General features: G+C 74.5%; 17 protein-coding genes and 1 pseudogene. 9 read left to right on the top strand and 9 right to left on the bottom strand.

Annotation, left to right across the window (positions count from 1 at the left end; translation table 11 throughout):
- Positions 1-9: 9 nt before the first annotated feature.
- Positions 10-651, top strand: a pseudogene (locus tag VK501_RS18410) (glycosyltransferase family 39 protein); the annotation flags it as partial.
- 1,069 nt (positions 652-1,720) lie between these two features.
- On the opposite strand, the gene VK501_RS18405 reads toward VK501_RS18410, so the two are convergent.
- From VK501_RS18405 to VK501_RS18395, 3 genes are read right to left on the bottom strand one after another with little or no spacing between them, the layout of a single operon-like run.
- Positions 1,721-2,653 carry an alpha/beta hydrolase family esterase gene (locus tag VK501_RS18405; protein ID WP_324339919.1) on the bottom strand — a complete coding sequence of 311 codons (933 nt, stop codon included), beginning with the start codon at positions 2,651-2,653 and terminating at the stop codon, positions 1,721-1,723.
- Complete coding sequence (locus tag VK501_RS18400) at positions 2,650-3,066, bottom strand: GtrA family protein (RefSeq protein ID WP_324339917.1); 417 nt, start codon at positions 3,064-3,066, stop codon at positions 2,650-2,652. The genes VK501_RS18405 and VK501_RS18400 overlap by 4 nt, the downstream gene beginning before the upstream one ends.
- Positions 3,063-4,529, bottom strand: a complete 1,467-nt coding sequence (locus VK501_RS18395) for a glycosyltransferase 87 family protein (protein WP_324339915.1) — start codon at positions 4,527-4,529, stop codon at positions 3,063-3,065. Before VK501_RS18395 ends, VK501_RS18400 begins: the two co-directional genes overlap by 4 nt.
- Before the next feature lie 194 nt (positions 4,530-4,723).
- Here VK501_RS18395 and VK501_RS18390 point away from each other — a divergent pair, with 194 nt between their 5' ends.
- Positions 4,724-5,740, top strand: a complete 1,017-nt coding sequence (locus tag VK501_RS18390; RefSeq protein ID WP_324339913.1) for a sensor domain-containing diguanylate cyclase — start codon at positions 4,724-4,726, stop codon at positions 5,738-5,740.
- Between the two features lie 27 nt (positions 5,741-5,767).
- Here VK501_RS18390 and clpB read toward each other — a convergent pair whose 3' ends face one another.
- The 5 genes from clpB to dnaK are packed head-to-tail and all read right to left on the bottom strand — an operon-like array spanning position 5,768 to position 12,199.
- Positions 5,768-8,446: an ATP-dependent chaperone ClpB gene (gene clpB, locus VK501_RS18385; protein ID WP_324339911.1), complete on the bottom strand. Its 2,679-nt coding sequence runs from the start codon at positions 8,444-8,446 to the stop codon at positions 5,768-5,770.
- Positions 8,447-8,453: 7 nt separating this feature from the next.
- Positions 8,454-8,744 carry a chaperone modulator CbpM gene (locus VK501_RS18380; RefSeq protein ID WP_324339910.1) on the bottom strand — a complete coding sequence of 97 codons (291 nt, stop codon included), beginning with the start codon at positions 8,742-8,744 and terminating at the stop codon, positions 8,454-8,456.
- Entirely contained in the window at positions 8,741-9,748 is a 1,008-nt protein-coding gene (locus VK501_RS18375; RefSeq protein ID WP_324339908.1) for a J domain-containing protein, read from the bottom strand. Before VK501_RS18375 ends, VK501_RS18380 begins: the two co-directional genes overlap by 4 nt.
- Positions 9,748-10,296 (bottom strand): nucleotide exchange factor GrpE, encoded by a 549-nt coding sequence (locus VK501_RS18370; RefSeq protein WP_324339906.1) that lies wholly within the window; start codon positions 10,294-10,296, stop codon positions 9,748-9,750. Before VK501_RS18370 ends, VK501_RS18375 begins: the two co-directional genes overlap by 1 nt.
- Positions 10,289-12,199, bottom strand: a complete 1,911-nt coding sequence (dnaK, locus tag VK501_RS18365) for a molecular chaperone DnaK (RefSeq protein WP_324339903.1) — start codon at positions 12,197-12,199, stop codon at positions 10,289-10,291. Before dnaK ends, VK501_RS18370 begins: the two co-directional genes overlap by 8 nt.
- 125 nt (positions 12,200-12,324) lie before the next feature.
- Here dnaK and VK501_RS18360 point away from each other — a divergent pair, with 125 nt between their 5' ends.
- Together VK501_RS18360 and trxA are read left to right on the top strand one after the other, a co-directional pair.
- A complete protein-coding gene (locus VK501_RS18360; protein ID WP_324339901.1) occupies positions 12,325-12,594 on the top strand; it encodes an Hsp20/alpha crystallin family protein in 270 nt (89 codons plus the stop codon).
- Between the two features lie 9 nt (positions 12,595-12,603).
- A complete protein-coding gene (gene trxA, locus VK501_RS18355) occupies positions 12,604-13,068 on the top strand; it encodes a thioredoxin (protein WP_324339899.1) in 465 nt (154 codons plus the stop codon).
- Here trxA and VK501_RS18350 read toward each other — a convergent pair.
- Entirely contained in the window at positions 13,059-13,556 is a 498-nt protein-coding gene (locus VK501_RS18350; RefSeq protein ID WP_324339897.1) for a hypothetical protein, read from the bottom strand. The two genes, trxA and VK501_RS18350, sit on opposite strands and share 10 nt — an antisense overlap.
- A 151-nt stretch (positions 13,557-13,707) precedes the next feature.
- On the opposite strand from VK501_RS18350, the gene VK501_RS18345 reads away from it, so the two are divergent.
- The 5 genes from VK501_RS18345 to VK501_RS18325 are packed head-to-tail and all read left to right on the top strand — an operon-like array spanning position 13,708 to position 17,972.
- Positions 13,708-14,475 (top strand): sigma 54 modulation/S30EA ribosomal C-terminal domain-containing protein, encoded by a 768-nt coding sequence (locus VK501_RS18345; protein WP_324339895.1) that lies wholly within the window; start codon positions 13,708-13,710, stop codon positions 14,473-14,475.
- Entirely contained in the window at positions 14,472-14,747 is a 276-nt protein-coding gene (locus tag VK501_RS18340) for a 4a-hydroxytetrahydrobiopterin dehydratase (RefSeq protein WP_324339893.1), read from the top strand. The genes VK501_RS18345 and VK501_RS18340 overlap by 4 nt, the downstream gene beginning before the upstream one ends.
- Positions 14,744-15,964, top strand: coding sequence for a cation:proton antiporter (locus tag VK501_RS18335; RefSeq protein ID WP_324339891.1), 1,221 nt, complete (start codon positions 14,744-14,746; stop codon positions 15,962-15,964). The genes VK501_RS18340 and VK501_RS18335 overlap by 4 nt, the downstream gene beginning before the upstream one ends.
- Positions 15,961-16,806, top strand: a complete 846-nt coding sequence (locus VK501_RS18330) for a glucose-6-phosphate dehydrogenase (protein ID WP_324339889.1) — start codon at positions 15,961-15,963, stop codon at positions 16,804-16,806. The genes VK501_RS18335 and VK501_RS18330 overlap by 4 nt, the downstream gene beginning before the upstream one ends.
- Positions 16,806-17,972 (top strand): hypothetical protein, encoded by a 1,167-nt coding sequence (locus tag VK501_RS18325; protein ID WP_324339887.1) that lies wholly within the window; start codon positions 16,806-16,808, stop codon positions 17,970-17,972. Before VK501_RS18330 ends, VK501_RS18325 begins: the two co-directional genes overlap by 1 nt.
- Positions 17,973-17,991 lie beyond the last annotated feature (19 nt).

The raw sequence follows: 17,991 nt of genomic DNA, 5'->3' as shown, positions 1-17,991 counted from the left end.
GGTCGGGCGATGGCGTCCTACGCGGCGCCTCGCCCGGCGCGGATCGAGGCCGGTGGACGCGCGCTGCGATGGGCGGCGGCGTGCGCGCCGGAGGCGGGCGTCGTCGCGCTGGCCGGCGGGTTGCGCCTGGTCGCGCTGGCGCGCGTCCCGCTGGACCCGTACTACGACGCCGCGGTGCGGAGCATGGGCATGAGCTGGCCGGCGCTGCTCGGCGGCGCGTTCGAGCCGGGGCGGCGCGTGGCGATCGACAAGCCGCCGGTCGACCTGTGGCTGCAGGTGCTGTCGGTGCGGGCGTTCGGGTTCGGCCCGGTCGCGCTGCACCTGCCCGAGGCGCTCGGCGGCGTGGCGCTGGTCATCGCCTTGATGGCGCTGCTGCGCACGTTGCTGGGCCGTGGCGCGGCGCTGGCCGGCGGGCTGGCGCTCGCGGTGCTGCCGGTGGCGGTCGTGACCGCACGAAGCGACACGATGGACGCGGTCATGGCGGCGCTGGCGACGGCGGCCGCGGCGCTGGTGGCGCGGGGCGCGCGGCGCGCGAGCGTGGCGCCCCTGGCCGGCGCGGGCGTGCTGCTGGGCCTGGCGTTCGACGTCAAGCTCGCCGAGGCGCTGCTGCCGGTCGCTGCGGCGGGCGCGCTCTGGCTGCTCGCGGCTCCGCCCGGCCGGCGCGGGCGGGGCCTGGCGATCGGTGGGAGCGCGTTCCTGGTGACCGCGCTCGCGTGGCTGGGCGCCGTCTCGATCGTGCCGCTGCACCCGCGGCCGTGGGCGCTGGGCTCGACGAGCGGCTCGCCGTGGCAGGCGGCGCTGGTCTACGACGGGATCGACCGGCTCGTGCCGGGGCACGCGGCGGCCGGCGGCGCGGGCGCGGCGGCGCTGCCACACCGGCGGGGAAGGCACACGGCGCATGCCGCGGCGGCGGCCGCGCGCTTCCGGCGCATGCACCTCGCCGCGCTGGGACGCCGGCCTGGGGCGCCGGGCCCCGCGCGCCTGTTGTCGTCCCGCGCGCACCTCGACACGTGGATCGGCCTCGAGGCGGTCGCGGCGCTCGCCGCGCTGGCGGCGGCGCTGGCGCTCGGGCGGCCCTGGCGGATGGACCGGGTCGCGCGCGGCGGGCTGGTCGCGCTGGCGCTGTGGCTGGTGGGCGGGCTCGTGCTGTGCAGCGCCATGCCGGATCTGCGGCCGCGCTACCTGGCGTGCGTGGACCCGGCGGTGGCGGGCGCGCTGGGCGCGGGGCTGGCGGTCGCCGTGCGCGGCCGGGGGCGGACGGCCGGAGCGGTCGCCGCGGTGGCGCTGGTCGCCGTGCTCGCGGTGCCCGCCGTGGTCTCGGTACAGGCCGTCGCTCGGGGCACGCAGGACTCCGGGCGCCCGGGCGCCCTGCCGGTGGCCCGCGTGGACGCGCTGTCGGCCTACGTCACCACCCGCGACGGCGGGACGACCGACGAGGTCGCCACCAGCGCGCCCGCCAAGGCGAGCCAGCTGATCGCGCGCGACGGCCGGCCGGTCCTGATCCTCTCCGACGGCGCCGGGCGCCAGCTCGTGACGCCCGGCCGGCTCGCGGCCGCGGTCGCCGCCGGTCACGTCCGCTTCGCCTGGCTGGGCGACGGCTGCACGGCCACCGGCGGGAACGCCCGGACCGGCTGCCTGCCGGTCATGCGCTGGGCCCGGCGGCACGGGACCGACGTCAGCCGCGCCGCCGGCCAGCCGCACCGCGGAGCGCTCTACGACCTCACCCTGCCGGCGCGCGGTCAGGCAGCGAGCGGAAGAACTCCCACGTCCGCCACGTCGCGGAGAAGGGCGCGGGCAGCGGCATCGTCCGCGGCCCGCCGGGCCAGCCGTGCGCCTGGTGGTCCAGGCGGACGTGCTCGACGCGCGTCGCGGCCGCGCAGTGGCGCCAGGTGATCTCGTGGACGCCGACCGCCGGGTCGATCCGCTCCGCGGCGCCCTGGCAGCCGTCGATGCGTCGCCAGCGCGTCAGCCAGCGCGCGACGCTGCCGGCGAAGTCCGGCGCGATCCCGCCGTACGGCACGACCTGGTCGCCCGTCCCGTGGATCTCCAGCACGGGCAGCGGCCGCGACGGATGGCAGGGCGGCAGCGACCGGTAGCCGCCCGCGACCGGGGCCACGCCGGCGAAGCGATCCGAGAGCTCGCACGCGAGCCGAGCCGCCATCCCGCCGCCGTTGGACACGCCGGTGACGAACACGCGCGAGCGGTTCACGCACACCGCGCCCTCCAGCGCATCGAGCGACCGGCGCAGCTCCGTGACCTCCTCCGGCCCGGCGGTCGCCGTGCCCGAGATGTCCCAGAACGAGCGCGCGCCGACCGCGCTCGGGTAGGCCACCAGGAACTTCTCGCGGTCCGCAAGGCGGCTGAAGCCGGTGTCGTCGGCGAAGTCGGGGCCCTTCTCGCCCGCGCCGTGCAGCGCGATCACCAGCGGCAGCGGCCGCGACGCGTCCTGCGGCGCGTGCAGCAGCACGCTGCGTGTGCCGTCGGGCGTGGCGACCTGCACCTGGTGGTCGCCCGGCGTCAGCGCGGGACACGGCTCGGTCGCCGGGTTCGACGCGTAGCGCGAGGCGAGCGCGGCGGCGCCCCACGCGCACACCGCCAGCAGGGCGAGGCCCGCCAGCGACGTCGCGGCCTTGCGCCCCGGGCGCGCGGTCACGCCGGGCGCCCCGGCCCGAAGACCCAGCGCCGGCAGATCAGGAAGGTCGCGAGCGTCACCACGGGAAGGATGGCGATCTGGCCGCCGACGCGCGGCAGATGGTCATGGCCGACGAGCACCGCGATGCCGGCCGCGTCCGCGCCCGCGGCCAGCGCCTGGACGGCGGCGTAGCGCGCCGCCGGACGGCTGCCGCGGACGGCGCTGCGAAACGTCCAGCGGCGGTTGAGGCGGTAGCCGTTGAGCGCTCCGAGGGCCCAGGCCGTGACGGCCGCGACGACCGCGGGCGTGCCGACCGCGACCAGCGCGGCGTAGGCCCCCAGCGTGATCGCGGTGTTCGACGCGCCGACGGCGCCGAAGCGCACGAGCTGGCCGATCGGCACGCGCGGGACGCGGGTGGGGGCGAGGGCGCTCATCGCAGGTGGCGCTGCGTGAAGACGTGATTCGCGCGCCCGACGGCCGAGCGCGTGGGGTAGAAGCCGACGTCGTGGATCAGCTGGATCATCTGCGGGATCGCGCCGAGCGCCAGCCACGCCGTCAGCACGACGCACGCCGCGGCGAGCGCGCGCGTCCGGGTCAGCGCCGCGAACGGCAGGACCCACCAGACGTACCAGGGCATCGTCCAGCCGAGGGTCAGGACCGTGGCGAGCAGGACGATCCCGGCCGCGCCCGGCAACCGCTCCCGCCGGTGCCACACGGCCGCGGCCGCTGCGATCGTCACGACGGCGAGCACCGCGTGGGCCAGCGTGCGGTCGCCCGCCGTCAGGCCACCGTGGCCCGCGAGCGCGGCGAGGACGTTGACGACCGACAGCGGCGTCACGAGCCGGTCCTGGATCGACGTCGCCGGCAGGTTCCCGCCGAACGCGATCGCCACGACCATCAGCACCACGGCGACCGCGGCGGCCGCACCCGCCAGGGCGGCGTCGCGGCGGCGGCACGCCAGCACGACCAGCGGCGCGAGCAGCGCGACCGACGGCTTGACGGCGGCCGCCGCCACGACGCACGCACCCGCGGCCGCATCGCACCACGGCCGCCGCGCCTGGCGGCCCGCCACGGCGAGCGCCACGGCGCCCACCGCCGGCAGCAGCATCAGCGGCTCGTTGTGCGCGCCGCCCACGCCATAGACCAGCACCAAGGGGTTGAACGCGACCAGCGCCACGGCGGCCCGCGGGGACCGGCCCAGGCGCCGCGCGGTGCTCGCCACGAGCGCCAGCGTCCCGACCGACGCGCCGAGCAGCAGCCCCTTGAGCGTCCAGTACGCGGCGGGCACCGACAGCGGCGCGAGGCCCTCGGTCAGCAGCGTGAACAGCGGACCGTAGGGCGAGGGCAGGTGATGCCAGTTGGAGTAGCGGTACGACGGGTCGTGGGCCGCCGCGACCGGCAGGTCGGCATACGGGTTGAGGCCGTGCAGCGGCCCCATCCGCCCGTAGTGCAGGTAGTTGAACAGGTCGGTCAGCGACAGCGGCGGCCCGAGCAGCAGCACGACCTGCGCCGCGATCGCGGCGCCCCAGAGCACGGGCGCCGGGACGTGGTCGGCGCACCGCCACGCGACGACCCAGGCGATGCCGAGCAGCGCCAGCGCACGGACGAGGTCGCCCTGCAGCGCCGGCGGGCTGGGCGGCAGGGCGGCGAAGCGATGCCCCAGCGGCCCGACCATCCAGCTCGGGAAGCCGCGCTGCGCCGGGCCGGAGAGGAACGACGGGCGCTCGGCGGCGCCGAGGACGATGACCGTGCACAGCCCCGCGGCCGCGCCCATCGCCGCGGTGCCGAGGACCCCCGCGACCACGCCGCCCCCGGCGCGCAGCGCGGGGAGGTTGCGGCTGCGCGCGGGCGCCCGCCGGGAGGCGGGGACGGCGGCGTAGACGGGGGTGTCGCGCACCACGGGCAGCGTCCCGCGCGGCGCTCAACGCGCGCGGAGCGCCGCATCGGCGTCGCGTCAGGACTGTGTTGGGACCGTGTTGTGGCGCCCGGGATCCTCGGCGAGGTTTCTGCAGGACGAGTGTCCAAAGATGTCCATAGGTCACCCGCCAATCTCAACCTAACGCCGTTCGGTCCGAGTACGGTGCACGACCGATGCAGCACGGTGACGACACGCGCTTCACCCGCGGACTGGAGTCCATCATCGACGCCGCGGCCTCGATCCTCGCCGAGGGCTCGCTGGAGTCCACGTTCGACGAGATGGCGCGGGCGCTGGACGCGATCGTGCCGTTCACCAGCCTGGCGGTCTACTCCGCGCAGGAGCACGCGGAGGTGCTCGTGCCGGTCTTCGCGGTCGGGCGCTACGTGGACGAGACGCTCGCGGCGCGGCCGCCGATCGACGGGAGCCTCGCCGGGCGCGTCGTGACGACGCGGATGCTCGTCCACCTCGAGCCGTCCTCGCCCCGCCTCGGGATCTACCAGGTGCCGGGCACGCCGCAGGACGAGCCCGAGGCGCTGGTCTGCACGCCGCTGATCGCCGGCGCCCACGTCGTCGGCACGCTGAACGTGTGGCGCGAGGGCGGCCCCGCGTCGTTCGCCGCCGAGGAGGTCCAGCTCATCCAGCGCTTCGCGACGCTGGCCGCATTGGCCTACGACAACGCCCGCCAGCGCGAGCGCCTCAGCGCCCAGGCGCGGACCGACGAGCTGACCGGGCTGTTCAACCGCCGTCACTTCCACGAGCGCATGGGCACCGAGCTCGCGCGCGCCCGTCGCGTGCACGAGCCCGTCGCGCTGCTGCTGCTCGACGTCGACGACTTCAAGGCCGTCAACGACGGCCATGGCCATCCGGTGGGCGACACCGTGCTGTGCGACTTCTCCGACGTGCTGCGCAGCGAGGTCCGCGGCGCCGACATCGTCTGCCGCACCGGCGGCGAGGAGTTCGCGGTCATCCTGCCCGGCACCGACGAGACCGAGGCGATCAGGGCCGCTCATCGCCTCGTGGACGCCGTGCGCCGTGCCCGCCTCGGCCCGACCGGTGAGCTGACCACGTCGGTCGGGCTCGCCGTCGCGCCGGCCGAGGGCGACACGGTCGCCACGCTCTTCCGCGCGGCCGACGACCGGCTGCTGGCGGCCAAGGCGCAGGGCAAGGATCGCGCCGTCACCGGCCGCTGAACCGGTCGTCGGGACGCGCAGGCGCCGTCAGGCGGTCGCCCCCACGGGCGGCTCGCGGCGGCTGTCGTCGGCCGCGCGCCCGTCGCCCTCGCCCTGCGGCCGCTCCCACCGGATCAGCAGGTCGCCCTCGCGGGCGTCGACGAAGATCGTCGTGCCGTCGGTGATGTCGCCGGCCACGAGCGCCCGGGCGATCCGGGTCTCGACCTCGCGCTGGATGTAGCGGCGCAGCGGCCGCGCACCGTAGACCGGGTCGAAGCCCTCGCGCGCGATGAACCGGCGGGCGGGCACGGTGACCTCCAGGGCGATCCGGCGGTCGGCGAGGCGCGCCGACACCGACTGCAGCTGGAGCGTGACGATCTGCTCGATCTCACCGAGCGTCAGCGGCTTGAACAGCACGGTCTCGTCGATGCGGTTGAGGAACTCGGGACGGAAGCGCTCCCGCAGCTCGGCGAACACGCGGTCGCGCGCGTCGGGCCGGATCTGCCCCTCGTCGTCGAGCCCGTCGATGAGGTACTCGGACCCGATGTTTGAGGTCATGATCACGACCGTGTTGCGGAAGTTGACCGTGCGCCCCTGCGAGTCGGTCAGCCGGCCGTCGTCGAGCAGTTGCAGCAGCGTGTTGAACACGTCGGGGTGGGCCTTCTCGATCTCGTCGAGCAGCACCACGGAGTACGGCTTGCGCCGCACGGCCTCGGTGAGCTGGCCGCCCTCCTCGTAGCCGACGTAGCCGGGAGGCGCGCCGACCAGGCGGCTGACCGTGTGGCGCTCCTGGTACTCCGACATGTCGAGCCGGACGATGTTGTCCTCGGAGTCGAACAGCGCCGAGGCCAGCGCGCGCGACAGCTCGGTCTTGCCGACGCCCGTCGGGCCGAGGAACAGGAACGAGCCGATCGGCCGGCGGGGGTCCTTGACGCCCGCGCGGGCGCGGATGACCGCGTCGGCGACGAGCCGGACGGCCTCCTCCTGGCCGACGACGCGCTCGTGCATCACCTCGTCGAGGCGCAGCAGCTTCTCGCGCTCGCCCTCCATCAACCGGGTGATCGGGATGCCCGTCCAGCGGGCGACGACCTCGGCGATCTCGTCGGCGGTGACCTCCTCGCGCAGCAGGCGCGTGCCGCTCTGCTTGCTCTCCAGCCGCTCCTCCTCGCCGTGCAGGCGGTGCTCCAGCTGCGGCAGCTTGCCGTGGCGCAGCTCGGCCGCGCGGTTGAGGTCGTAGGCGCGCTCGGCCTCCTCGATCTGGCGCCGGACCTCCTCGATCTCGGCGCGCAGCTCCTGCAGCTTCTTGATGGCGTGGCGCTCGGCCTCCCACTGCGCGGTCATCGCGTCGGCCTGCGCCCGCAGGTCGGCCAGCTCCTTGCGCAGGATCTCGAGCCGCTGCCGGCTGGCCTCGTCGGTCTCCTTCTCCAGCGCGGCCTCCTCGATCTCCAGCTGCATCACGCGGCGGGTGATCTGGTCGAGCTCCTGGGGCATCGAGTCGATCTCGGTGCGGATGACCGCGCACGCCTCGTCGACCAGGTCGATGGCCTTGTCGGGGAGGAAGCGATCGGTGATGTAGCGGTCCGACAGCGTCGCGGCCGCGACGACCGCGGCGTCCTGGATGCGCACGCCGTGGTGGACCTCGAAGCGCTCGCGCAGACCGCGCAGGATCGAGATGGTGTCCTGCACCGACGGCTGGTCGACGACGATCGGCTGGAAGCGCCGCTCCAGCGCGGCGTCCTTCTCGATGTGCTTGCGGTACTCGTCGAGCGTCGTCGCGCCGATGCAGTGCAGCTCACCGCGGGCGAGCATCGGCTTGAGCATGTTGCCCGCGTCCATCGCGCCCTCGGCGGCGCCCGCGCCGACCACCGTGTGGAGCTCGTCGATGAACATCAGGATGCGGCCCTCGGCGGTCTTGACCTCTTGCAGGACGGCCTTCAGCCGCTCCTCGAACTCGCCGCGGAACTTCGCGCCGGCGACCAAGGACCCCATGTCGAGCGCGAAGATCGTCTTGTCGCGCAGGCCCTCGGGCACGTCGCGGCGCACGATGCGCTGGGCGAGCCCCTCGATGATCGCCGTCTTGCCGACGCCCGGGTCACCGACCAGGACCGGGTTGTTCTTGGTCTTGCGCGAGAGGATCTGGACGACGCGGCGGATCTCCTCGTCGCGGCCGATGACCGGGTCCATCTTGCCCTGCCGGGCCTCGGCGACGAGGTCGCGCCCGTACTTCTCCAGCGCCTCGTAGGAGCCCTCGGGGGTGTCGCTGGTCACCCGCTGGCTGCCGCGGACCTCGGTGAGGACCCCGAGGAAGCGATCGGCGGTCACGCCGGCCTCGGTGAGCAGCCGTCCGGCCGCGGTCCCGGTGCCGGTGGCGAGGATGGCCAGGAGCAGGTGCTCGACCGAGACGTACTCGTCCTTGAGCCGCTCGGCCTCCTGCGCGGCGGCGTCGAGCACCATGTTCAAGGCCCGCGAGATGCGGATCTGGCTGCCGTCGGCGCCGCCGCCCGAGACGCGCGGGCGGCGCTCGAGCGCCTGCTCGAGCCCGGCGCGCAGCTGGTCGCTGCTGGCGTCGAGGCGGGTGAGCAGCCGCGGTACGAGCCCGTCGCGCTGTTCCAGCAGCGCGAGCAGCAGGTGGTCGACGTCGATCTCGGTGTGGCCGTAGCGCAGGGCCTTGGTCTGCGCGTCGTGCAGGGCCTCCTGCGACTTCTGGGTCAGGCGGTTCGGGTCCATGCTGAGGTCACCTCGTGCGTCGTCCGTTGGATGTCGAGCGGGCCAGCCGCCCTTCGAGCTCGTCGATGCGGGCCAGCAGCTCGGTGGCCAGGACCGCGCCGGAGTAGTTCAGGCCCAGGTCCCGGCGCAGCCGGCTCGCACGCGCCAGCCGCGCGGCGGCGTCGGGGCCGAACGGCGGCGTGACCAGGCCGAGCCTGACCAGGCGCCGCACCACGTCGGGGTGCAGGCCGGACTCGCGCGCCAGCTGCTCGATGCCGATGGAGCCGGAGCGGCGCGCGTGGAGGACGACCAGGCTCATGCGGTGGCCCGGGGATCGAAGTCCGACACGTCGGCGAGCTCCTTGTACAGCGCGCGCTCGCGCTTGCTGAGCTTCTTGGGGACCATGACCTTGACCACGGCGTACAGGTCGCCGCGCTGGCCGCGGCCGTCGGGCCAGCCCTCGCCCCTGAGGCGCAGGCGCGTGCCGCTCGACGAGCCGCCCTTGACCTTGACGCGCGCCGTCCCGCCGTCGAGCAGACCGACGGGCACGGTCGCGCCGAGCGCGGCCTCCCACGGAGCCACCGGCAGGTCGACCTCGACGTCGCGGCCCAGGAGCCGGAAGCGCGGGTGGGGGAGGAGGTGGACGCGCAGGAAGAGGTCGCCGCTGGGCCCCCCGCCGACGCCGGGGCCGCCCTCGCCGGCCAGCCGGATGCGCTGGCCCTCGCGCACGCCGGGCGGGATCGTGACCTCGTAGTCGCGCCCGTCGCTGAGCTGGAAGTGGCGCGTGCCGCCCTGGTACGCCTCCTCCACGGTGAGGTCGATCGTCGCCTCCTGATCGCCCCCGCGCAGGGAGAAGCCGTCCTGGTCCGCTCCGCGGCGGCGACGGCCGCCGGCGCGGGATGACGCGCGGCCGCCGCCGAACAGGCTCTCGAAGAAGTCGCTGAAGTCGCCCTCGGCGGCTCCGCCACCGGTGCTGAAGCCCGAGAAGCCCTCGAAGCCCTGGCCGCCGCCGAACGGGCCGCCCGCGGTCCCGGCGCCGCCCGCTCCGCCGCCGCCCGGCGCGCCGCCGCCGAAGCCCGAGCTGACGTCCTGCCCGGCCTTCCAGTTCTCGCCGAAGCGGTCATAGGCCTTGCGCTTGTCCTCGTCGCGCAGGACCTCGTAGGCCTCGGAGATCTCCTTGAAGCGATCCCCGGCCTCGGGCTCCTTGTTGACGTCGGGGTGGTGCTCGCGGGCGAGCCGGCGGTACGCGGCGCGGATCTCGTCGGTGCTCGCGTTGCGCGAGACGCCGAGCGCGTCGTAGTAATCGCGGTACCCGACGGCCATCAGGGGCCGTCGGGTCCGGCGGGCTCCGTGGGCGCCGTCGCGGGCGCCTCCGGCGGCCGGCGCGCGACGACGACCTGCGCCGGTCGCAGCACGCGGTCGCCGCGCACGTACCCCGACCGCACGACGTCGAGGATCGTCTGGTCGGCGACGCCCGGCGTCACGCGGACGTCCACGGCGTCGTGGCGCTCGGGGTCGAACCGCTCGCCGGGCGTCCCGACCCGGGCAACGCCCTCGCGCGCCAGCGTTGCGGCGATCTGCTCCGCGACAGCGCGGAGGCCCTCCCCGGTGCTGCCGTCCGTCCCGCTGGCCAATGCCCGCTCGATGCTGTCGGCGACCTCCAGCCAGTCGCGGACGATCGCGTCGGTGGCCTCCGCGGTGCGCCGCTCCAGCTCGCGGGCGGAGCGCTTGCGGAAGTTGTCGAGATCGGCCAGCGCCCGCTTGAAGCGATCCTCGAGGCGCGCGACCTCGGCCTCCAGGGCAGCGGTGTCGGGGCCGTGCTCGGCCCGTTCTGCGCTCGGCTGCTCATGGACCTGCTGCTGGTCACTCACGCGTGAACTCGGCATCGACGACCTCCTCGTCGTCTGCGGATTCGCCGGCGGAGCCGTCGCCGTCGCCGGTGGCGCCCGCCGCGCCCGCGCCGGCGCCGGCGGCCTGCGCGGCCGTGGCCGGCAGCGCGTGGACGAGCTGCTCGAGGTCGGCGATCAGCGGCCGGACACGGTCCAGGCCGGCCTGCTCGCCGACGGCCTGGCGGGCGTCGGCCACGAGCTGCTCGGCGCGGGCCTTCTCGTTGACCGGCAGGCGGTCCTGCAGGTCGCCGACGAGCTGCTCGACGCGGTAAGCGAGCGAGTCCAGCTCGTTACGGGCGTCGATCTCCTCGCGGCGGCGCCGGTCCTCGCCCGCGTGCTCCTGGGCCTCGCGGACCATCCGCTCTACCTCGCCCTGGTCGAGGTTGGCCGTCTCGGAGATGGTGACGGTCTGCTCCTTGCCGCTGGCCTTGTCCTTGGCCGAGACGTTGAGGATGCCGTTGGCGTCGAGGTCGAAGGTGACCTCGACCTGCGGCACGCCGCGCGGCGCCGGCGGGATCCCGTCGAGGCGGAACCGGGCCAGCTGACGGTTGTCGGAGGCCAGCTCGCGCTCACCCTGGAGGACGACGACGTCGACCGCCGTCTGGTTGTCCTCGGCGGTGGAGAACGTCTCCGTGCGCCGGGCGGGGATGGTCGTGTTGCGCTCGATGACCTTGGTCATCACGCCGCCGAGCGTCTCGAGCCCGAGCGACAGCGGGGTGACGTCCAGCAGGACGACGTCCTCGACCTCGCCCTTGAGCACCCCGGACTGGATCGCCGCGCCGAGCGCCACGACCTCGTCGGGGTTGACGGTCATGTTGGGGTCCTTGCCGCCGGTGAGGCGGCGGACCAGCTCCTGGACGGCCGGGATGCGCGTCGATCCGCCGACGAGGATGACCTCGTCGATGTCGTCGGCGGTGAGCTTCGCGTCGGCGAGCGCCTGCTCCACCGGCCCGCGCGTGCGCTGCACCAGGTCCTTGGTGAGCTGCTCGAACTGCGCCCGCGTCACGGTCATGTTGAGGTGCTTGGGACCCGACGCGTCGGCGGTGATGAACGGGAGGTTGACCTGCGCCTGCGTCGTGGCCGACAGCTCGACCTTCGCGCGCTCGGCGCCCTCGTAGAGGCGCTGCAGCGCCTGCGGGTCGTTGCGCAGGTCGATGCCCTGGTCCTTCTTGAACTCGTCGGCCAGGAAGTCGACGAGGCGCTTGTCGAAGTCGTCGCCGCCGAGATGGCCGTCGCCGTTGGTCGCCCGGACCTCGACCACGCCGTCGCCGACGTCGAGGATCGACACGTCGAACGTGCCGCCGCCCAGGTCGTAGACCACGATGGTCTCCGAGCCCGCCTTGTCCAGCCCGTAGGCCAGCGCCGCGGCGGTCGGCTCGTTGATGATGCGCAGCACCTCCAGCCCGGCGATCTTGCCGGCGTCCTTGGTGGCCTGGCGCTGGGCGTCGTTGAAGTACGCGGGAACGGTGATGACCGCCTCGGTGACCTTCTCGCCGAGGAACTTCGCGGCGTCGTCGGCCAGCTTGCGCAGCACCAGCGCGGAGATCTCCTCGGGCGCGTACTGCTTGCCGCGGATCTCGAAGCGGACCGCGTCGTTGGGGCCCTTGACCACCTTGTAGGAGACGATCTTGGCCTCCTCGCCGACCTCGTCCCACTTGCGGCCGACGAACCGCTTGGCCGAGTAGATGGTGGCCTCGGGGTTCAGGATCGCCTGGCGCTTGGCGACCTGCCCGACGAGCCGCTGGCCGTCATCGGTGAACGCGACCACCGACGGCGTGGTCCGCGCGCCCTCGGCATTGGGGATCACCTCCGCGTGGCCCCCCTCCATGGTGGCTGCCACGACAGAGTTCGTCGTGCCCAGATCGATGCCGACGGCCTTGGCCATCATCGCTCCTCTCGGTTCGCCCTCAGTCCTTGCGCACCCCGTCAGGTAGGGCGCCGCTGCGGCTTGGCAACCCCGATCGCCGGCCTAGGAACCCGGGCGCAACCACTTCTTCAAGGAGATGCGCCATGCCCGTCCTCGTCCGCCGCCGCGAAGGACCGTCCCGTGGCCAGCACTACGTCCAGCCCTACCAGGTGACGCTGCCCGAGCCGGTCGACAGCGAGAAGCCCGAGGCCCACCTGCACGACGGCGTGCTCGAGGTCAAGGTCCCGAAGGCCGAGCGCTCGCGCGCGCGAGAGATCCCGATCCAGTCCGACAGCACGCGCTCCGGCGGCGACGGCATGGGGTCCCCGGCCACCGGCGCCGGCACGCCCGAGGGCGCGACGACGGGGAGCTGAGCGCCGGCCATGTCCGGCCCCACCACGGTCACGTGTCCCAACTGCGGGACGAAGAACCGCGTCGCCCCGCGCGCGGAGGGGATCCCGCGGTGCGCGGTGTGCCATCACGCGCTGCCCTGGATCGTGGACTCCGACGCGGCGAGCTTCGACGGGGACGTCGCCGCGTCGATCCCGGTGCTCGTCGATTTCTGGGCGCCGTGGTGCGGCCCGTGCAAGATGGTCTCCCCGGCGGTGGAGCGGCTGGCGGCGGAGTTCGCCGGACGGCTGAAGGTGGTCAAGCTCGACGTCGACACGGCCCCCGACGTGGCCGGCCGGTTCGCCGTCCAGGGCATCCCGCTGCTGGTGCTCCTGCGCGACGGCCAGGAGCTCGACCGCCGCGTGGGCGCGCAGCCCGAGGCGGCGCTGCGCCAGTGGCTCGAGCCCCAGCTCGGACCGCCGGTCCCCGAGACGCCGGAGGCGCCGGCTCAGGCGTGACGCCGGACGGGAACCCCGCGCGGATCGATCGCCGAGGCGACCGTATGGGGGTGCCCGCCGACCGCGTGCCGCACTGCGACGGCCAGGCGGCCCGCGGCGTGCGGCGGCGCCCCTGCCGCGGTGACGTCGATGCGGAACAGGGGCGTCAGGCCGGTCAGCGCGGCCGCCCACGTCCAGCCGGCGTTCGGCCCGACGACGAGCACGCCGGTGCGGCTGCGGGCGACGCAGAAGCAGTCGTCGGAGCCGTCGGGCCACGGCCCCGGATCACCGTCGGCAGAGGCGACGTCGTGGGCCACGACGCGGCCGGCCGGTCCCTGCGCCAGCGCCAGCCCGGCGACGGTCTGGCCCGCGGCGACGGTGTCGCCGCCGTCCACGAGCTCGACGCACACCGTCCCGTCCGGCACGGCGACCGCGAGTCCCTCGACCATCTCGGCGACGACGGGGTCGGTGGGGACGCGGTCGACGACCAGGTGCACGTGACGGCTCACATCGAGGCACCTAGGCCGGGGCGAGTGCAGGGCCAGCGTCGGCGCGACTTGGCCGCGCCCGGCGGGGGCCTACCTCCACGCCTGCCACATGAACGGCCCGACGACGATCCACTGGCCCACCGACCGCCTGTACGACGGGAACGGAGTTTTGATGGACATTGACATCACGGTCGACGGGCAGGTCGCCCCCGGACAGATCGCCGACGCGCGCCAGCTCGTCGAGTCGCTGGAGCGCTACGCCGACGACGCGCCGATGGCCGTGCGGCTGACGCTGCGCGAGGGGCCCGGGCGCAGCGGCCCGAGCCAGTCGTTCGTCGTCGACGCATCGATGCCGTTCGACGGCCGCGTCCTGGCCGCCCACGCGTCCGCGCCGACGCCGGCGGAGGCCACCGACGCCGTCGTCCGCCGCCTGCGCCGGCAGATGCGGCGGATCGTCGACTCCCAGGTGGCGATGCGCAACGACCCGCGCACGATCCAGAAGGCCATCGACGACTTCCGCCAGGCCGACCGCCCGCTACCCATCAAGCGGCTCAAGCCGCCGGAGGAGCGCGAGATCGTCAGCCGCCGCTCGTACGCGTCCTCGCCCGAGCCCACGCTGTCGGCGATCGTCGACCTCCTGGAGGACGCCGAGCTGTTCCACGTCTTCGTCCACGTGCGCACGAACGAGGACGCGGTCGTCCACTGGCGCGACGACGGCCGCATCGGGCTGCTGTACCCGCCCGGCAGCGCGCTGGGCGACGAGACCGACGTCGTGCCCGAGCCCAGCCGCTACGACGAGCCGCTGAGCCTGGGGACGGCCCGGAGCGAGATGGACATGCTCAACCACCGGTTCCTGTACTTCGTGGACGCCGAGGACGGCCGCGGCAAGGTGCTCTACCTCCGCGCCGACGGCGACTACGGCCTGGTGACGCCCGAATGACCCAGGCGGGCTGGCGCCAGGAGGACGGGGCCCTCGTGCGCGACCTGCGGTTCCGGGACTTCGACGCGGCCTTCCGCTTCGTCGGCCTCGTGGCGCGCGGCGCCGTCGACTACCAGCGGCGGCCCGACATGACGATCTCGGAGTTCAACCACGTGCGGCTGTCGATCAGCAACCTCAACCACGCGGGCATCACCCACGCCGAGCTACGGCTGGCGGCCAAGGTCGACGCCATCGTCGAGTGGTCGTTTCCCGCCGTGCCGCCGCGCGCGTGACCGCCACGATCCTTGCCGCGCAGGACGTGGCCCCGATCTACCTGCAGCTCGGCGCTGCCGTCTTCCTGCTCGGCCTCAGCGCCCGTGCGGCGGCCCACGTCGGGATCTCGCCGGTGCCGTTCTACCTGCTCGCCGGGCTCGTCGTCGGCGCGCTCGACCTGCCCTCGCTCGACGGCGAGGTGGTGCGCTTCGCCGCGCAGCTCGGCCTGATCCTGCTGCTGTTCCTGATCGGCCTGGAGTACACCGCCGAGGAGCTCACCGGCCACCTGCGCCGCTTCCGCCGTGCCGGCGTGACCGACGCCCTGCTCAACGGGCCGCCGGGCGTGATTCTCGCGGTCCTGCTCGGCTGGGGCTGGGTGGCGGCGGTGGTGCTCGGCGGCGTGACGTGGGCGTCGTCCTCGGGGATCACCGGCAAGGCGCTGCGCGACCTCGGGCGCCTCGTCTGCCCGGAGACGCCGGCGATCGTGTCGGTCCTGCTCGTCGAAGAGCTGGCGACCGCCGCGTACCTGCCGCTGGTCGCGTCGCTCCTGCTCGGCGGCGGCGTCATCGCGATCGCCGGCTCGGTGGCCGTCGCGGCGGGCGCGGTGCTCGTCGCGCTGATCGGCGCCCTGCGCTACGGGGCGACCCTCGGGCGGCTGGTCGAGCACCGCTCCGAGGAGGCGGTGCTGCTCTCGGTCCTCGGGCTCGTGCTGGTCGTCGGCGGCCTTGCCGAGACGCTCCAGGTGTCGGCGGCGGTGGGCGCGTTCCTGGTCGGCATCGCGCTGTCGGGGGAGGTGGCCGAGCGGACCCGGCCGCTGCTCGAGCCGATCCGCGACTTCAACATGGCGCTGTTCTTCCTGTTCTTCGGCCTCCAGATCGACACCGGCCGGCTGCCGTCGGTGGCCGCGCCGATCTCGGCGCTGGCCGTCGTCACGGTGGTCACCAAGGGCATCACCGGCTGGCACGCCGCCACGCTGGCCGGCGTCGACCGTCCCGGCCGCGCGCGGGCCGCCACCGCGCTGATCGCGCACGGCGAGATCGCCATCGTGCTCGCCGGACTCGCGGCGGGCGCCGGGCTCGAGCCCCAGCTCGCGCCGCTGGCCGCCGGCTACGTGCTGGTCACGGCCATCGTCGGGCCGGTGCTCATGCGCAGCCCCGACCTGGTCCTCCGCGCCGTCGACAGCCTCCTGCGCGTCGGGCTGCCACGACCTGGTACCAGCAGGGAGGGCATGACATGAGCATCCCCGCGGTCGTCGCCGAGAACCCGCTCATCGAAGGCCTCGAACGCCTCCCGGTCCATCCCATCGCGCTGCGCGACCTCATCCAGAACCACCTGCTCCAGCTCCTCTGCCATGTGGCGATGGAGCCGCCGTCGCGCTTCGCCGCCGAGGAGGTGCGCAACGAGAAGGTCAAGGTGCTGCACGCCATCCAGCCGCCGGCGCCGGCCGAGATCACCCGTCGTGCCGCGCGGGGCCAGTACGGCCCCGGGGTGATCGGCGGCGACTTCGTCCCCGGCTATCTGGAGGAGGAGGGCGTGCCGCCGAGCTCGACCACCGAGACCTACGCAGCGCTGCGGTTGTCCATCGACAACTGGCGCTGGGCCGGCGTGCCCTTCTACCTGCGCACCGGCAAGCGCCTGACCCGCAAGAAGACCGAGATCGCCGTGATCCTGCGCCCGGTCCCGCACCTGAGCTTCGCGGCCGACGGGGCGGCGCCCGTCGAGCCCAACAAGATCGTCCTGTCCATCCAGCCCGACGAGGGAGTCTCCGTGTCGGTTGCCGCCAAGATCCCGGGGCCGCGCATGCGCCTGCGGCCCGTGCTCATGCAGTTCGTCTACGGGGCGACGTTCCTGTCGGACTCGCCCGAGGCCTACGAGCGCCTCCTCCTCGACGCCATGCGCGGCGACGCCACGCTCTTCACGCGCGACGACGAGGTCGAGGCCCAGTGGCGGATCTGCGATCCGGTCCTGCAGGAGTGGCACTCGCTGCCCGGCCCGCTGCCGCAGTACCCGGCCGGCTCGCAGGGCCCGGAGGAGGCCACCCGGATCCTGTGCCCCCGCCACCGGTGGAGGGCGATCTGATGCGCCGCGTCTCGGCCGAGACCGTCCGCCGCCTGGCGGCCTTCGACGCGCACGGCCTCCCGGTCGTGTCGGTCTACTCGCGCGTGGAGGTCGACCCGGGGGATCGCGCGCTCGGCACGCACGCCGACAGCCTGCTGCACGACGTCCGCCGGCAGGTCGCGCGCGACGGCTCGCTGTCGCACGCCGCGCGCTCCTCGCTGCGCGCCGACGAGCGCCGCATCCACGAGGCACTCACCCAGCAGGAGTGGCCGGCCGGGACCGCGGCGATCGTCTCCTGCTCGGGCGCCGGGCTCTACGAGGAGGTCGCGCTGTCGCGCACCATCCGCAACCGCGCGGTGGTCGACGGCACGCCGTGGATCCGGCCGATGGTCGCGGTGCTGGACGAGGAGCACTCGGCCTGCGTCGTGGTCGTCGATCGCGGCGCGGCGCGGGTGTGGACGCTGGCCGACGGCGAGCTGCGGTGGTCGGGCGGCCAGCGCGACGAGACGCCGCGCAAGCCCGACTTCGCCGGCTGGGCGGGCCTCGACGAGCACCGCGTCCAGCGGCGCAGCGGCGAGCTGGCCCGGCGCCACTACCGGAAGGTCGCGCGCCAGGTCGGCATCGTCTGCCTGGCCCACGGCTGCGAGCTGCTGGTGATCGGTGGCCATCGCGAGGAGCGGCCCGGCTTCGTCGAGGAGCTGCCCAACGACCTGCGGGCGCGCGTCGCGGGCACGATCAGCCTCGATCCCCGCACGGCCACGACCGAAGACCTCCGGCGCGCCGCCGAGGAGGTCGTCGAACGCTACGAACGCCGGCAGGAGCGCCACAGCGTCGAGCACGTGCTCGGGGTCGCCGCCGCGCACGGTCCCGCCGTCGTCGGCCTCGAGGACTGCCTGTGGGCGGGCACGGTGCAAGCGGTCGGGACGCTGCTGGTGCAGGAGGACCTCGAGGTCCCCGGCGTGGTCTGCGACCAGGGTGACGGCTGGCTGGCGCTGGAGGGTGCGACGTGCCCGCTGTGCGGCAGCCCGACGCGGCCGGTGCCCGACGTCGTCGACGACCTGGTCGAGGCGGTCATCGAGGAGGGCGGCACGATCGAGCACGTCGTCGCGCAGGACACGCCGCTGCGCGAGCATCGCGCCGCCGCGGGCCTGCGGTTCGGGCTCCCGCCGCGGCCGGAGCCGGCCTAAGCTCGGAGGCGGCCGCCGC

Origin of the sequence: Baekduia sp. (assembly GCF_035318805.1) — a bacterium.
GTDB lineage: Bacteria > Actinomycetota > Thermoleophilia > Solirubrobacterales > Solirubrobacteraceae > Baekduia.
The sequence above is the reverse complement of the archived record's forward strand: the minus strand, read 5'-3'. Positions and strand labels throughout refer to the sequence as shown.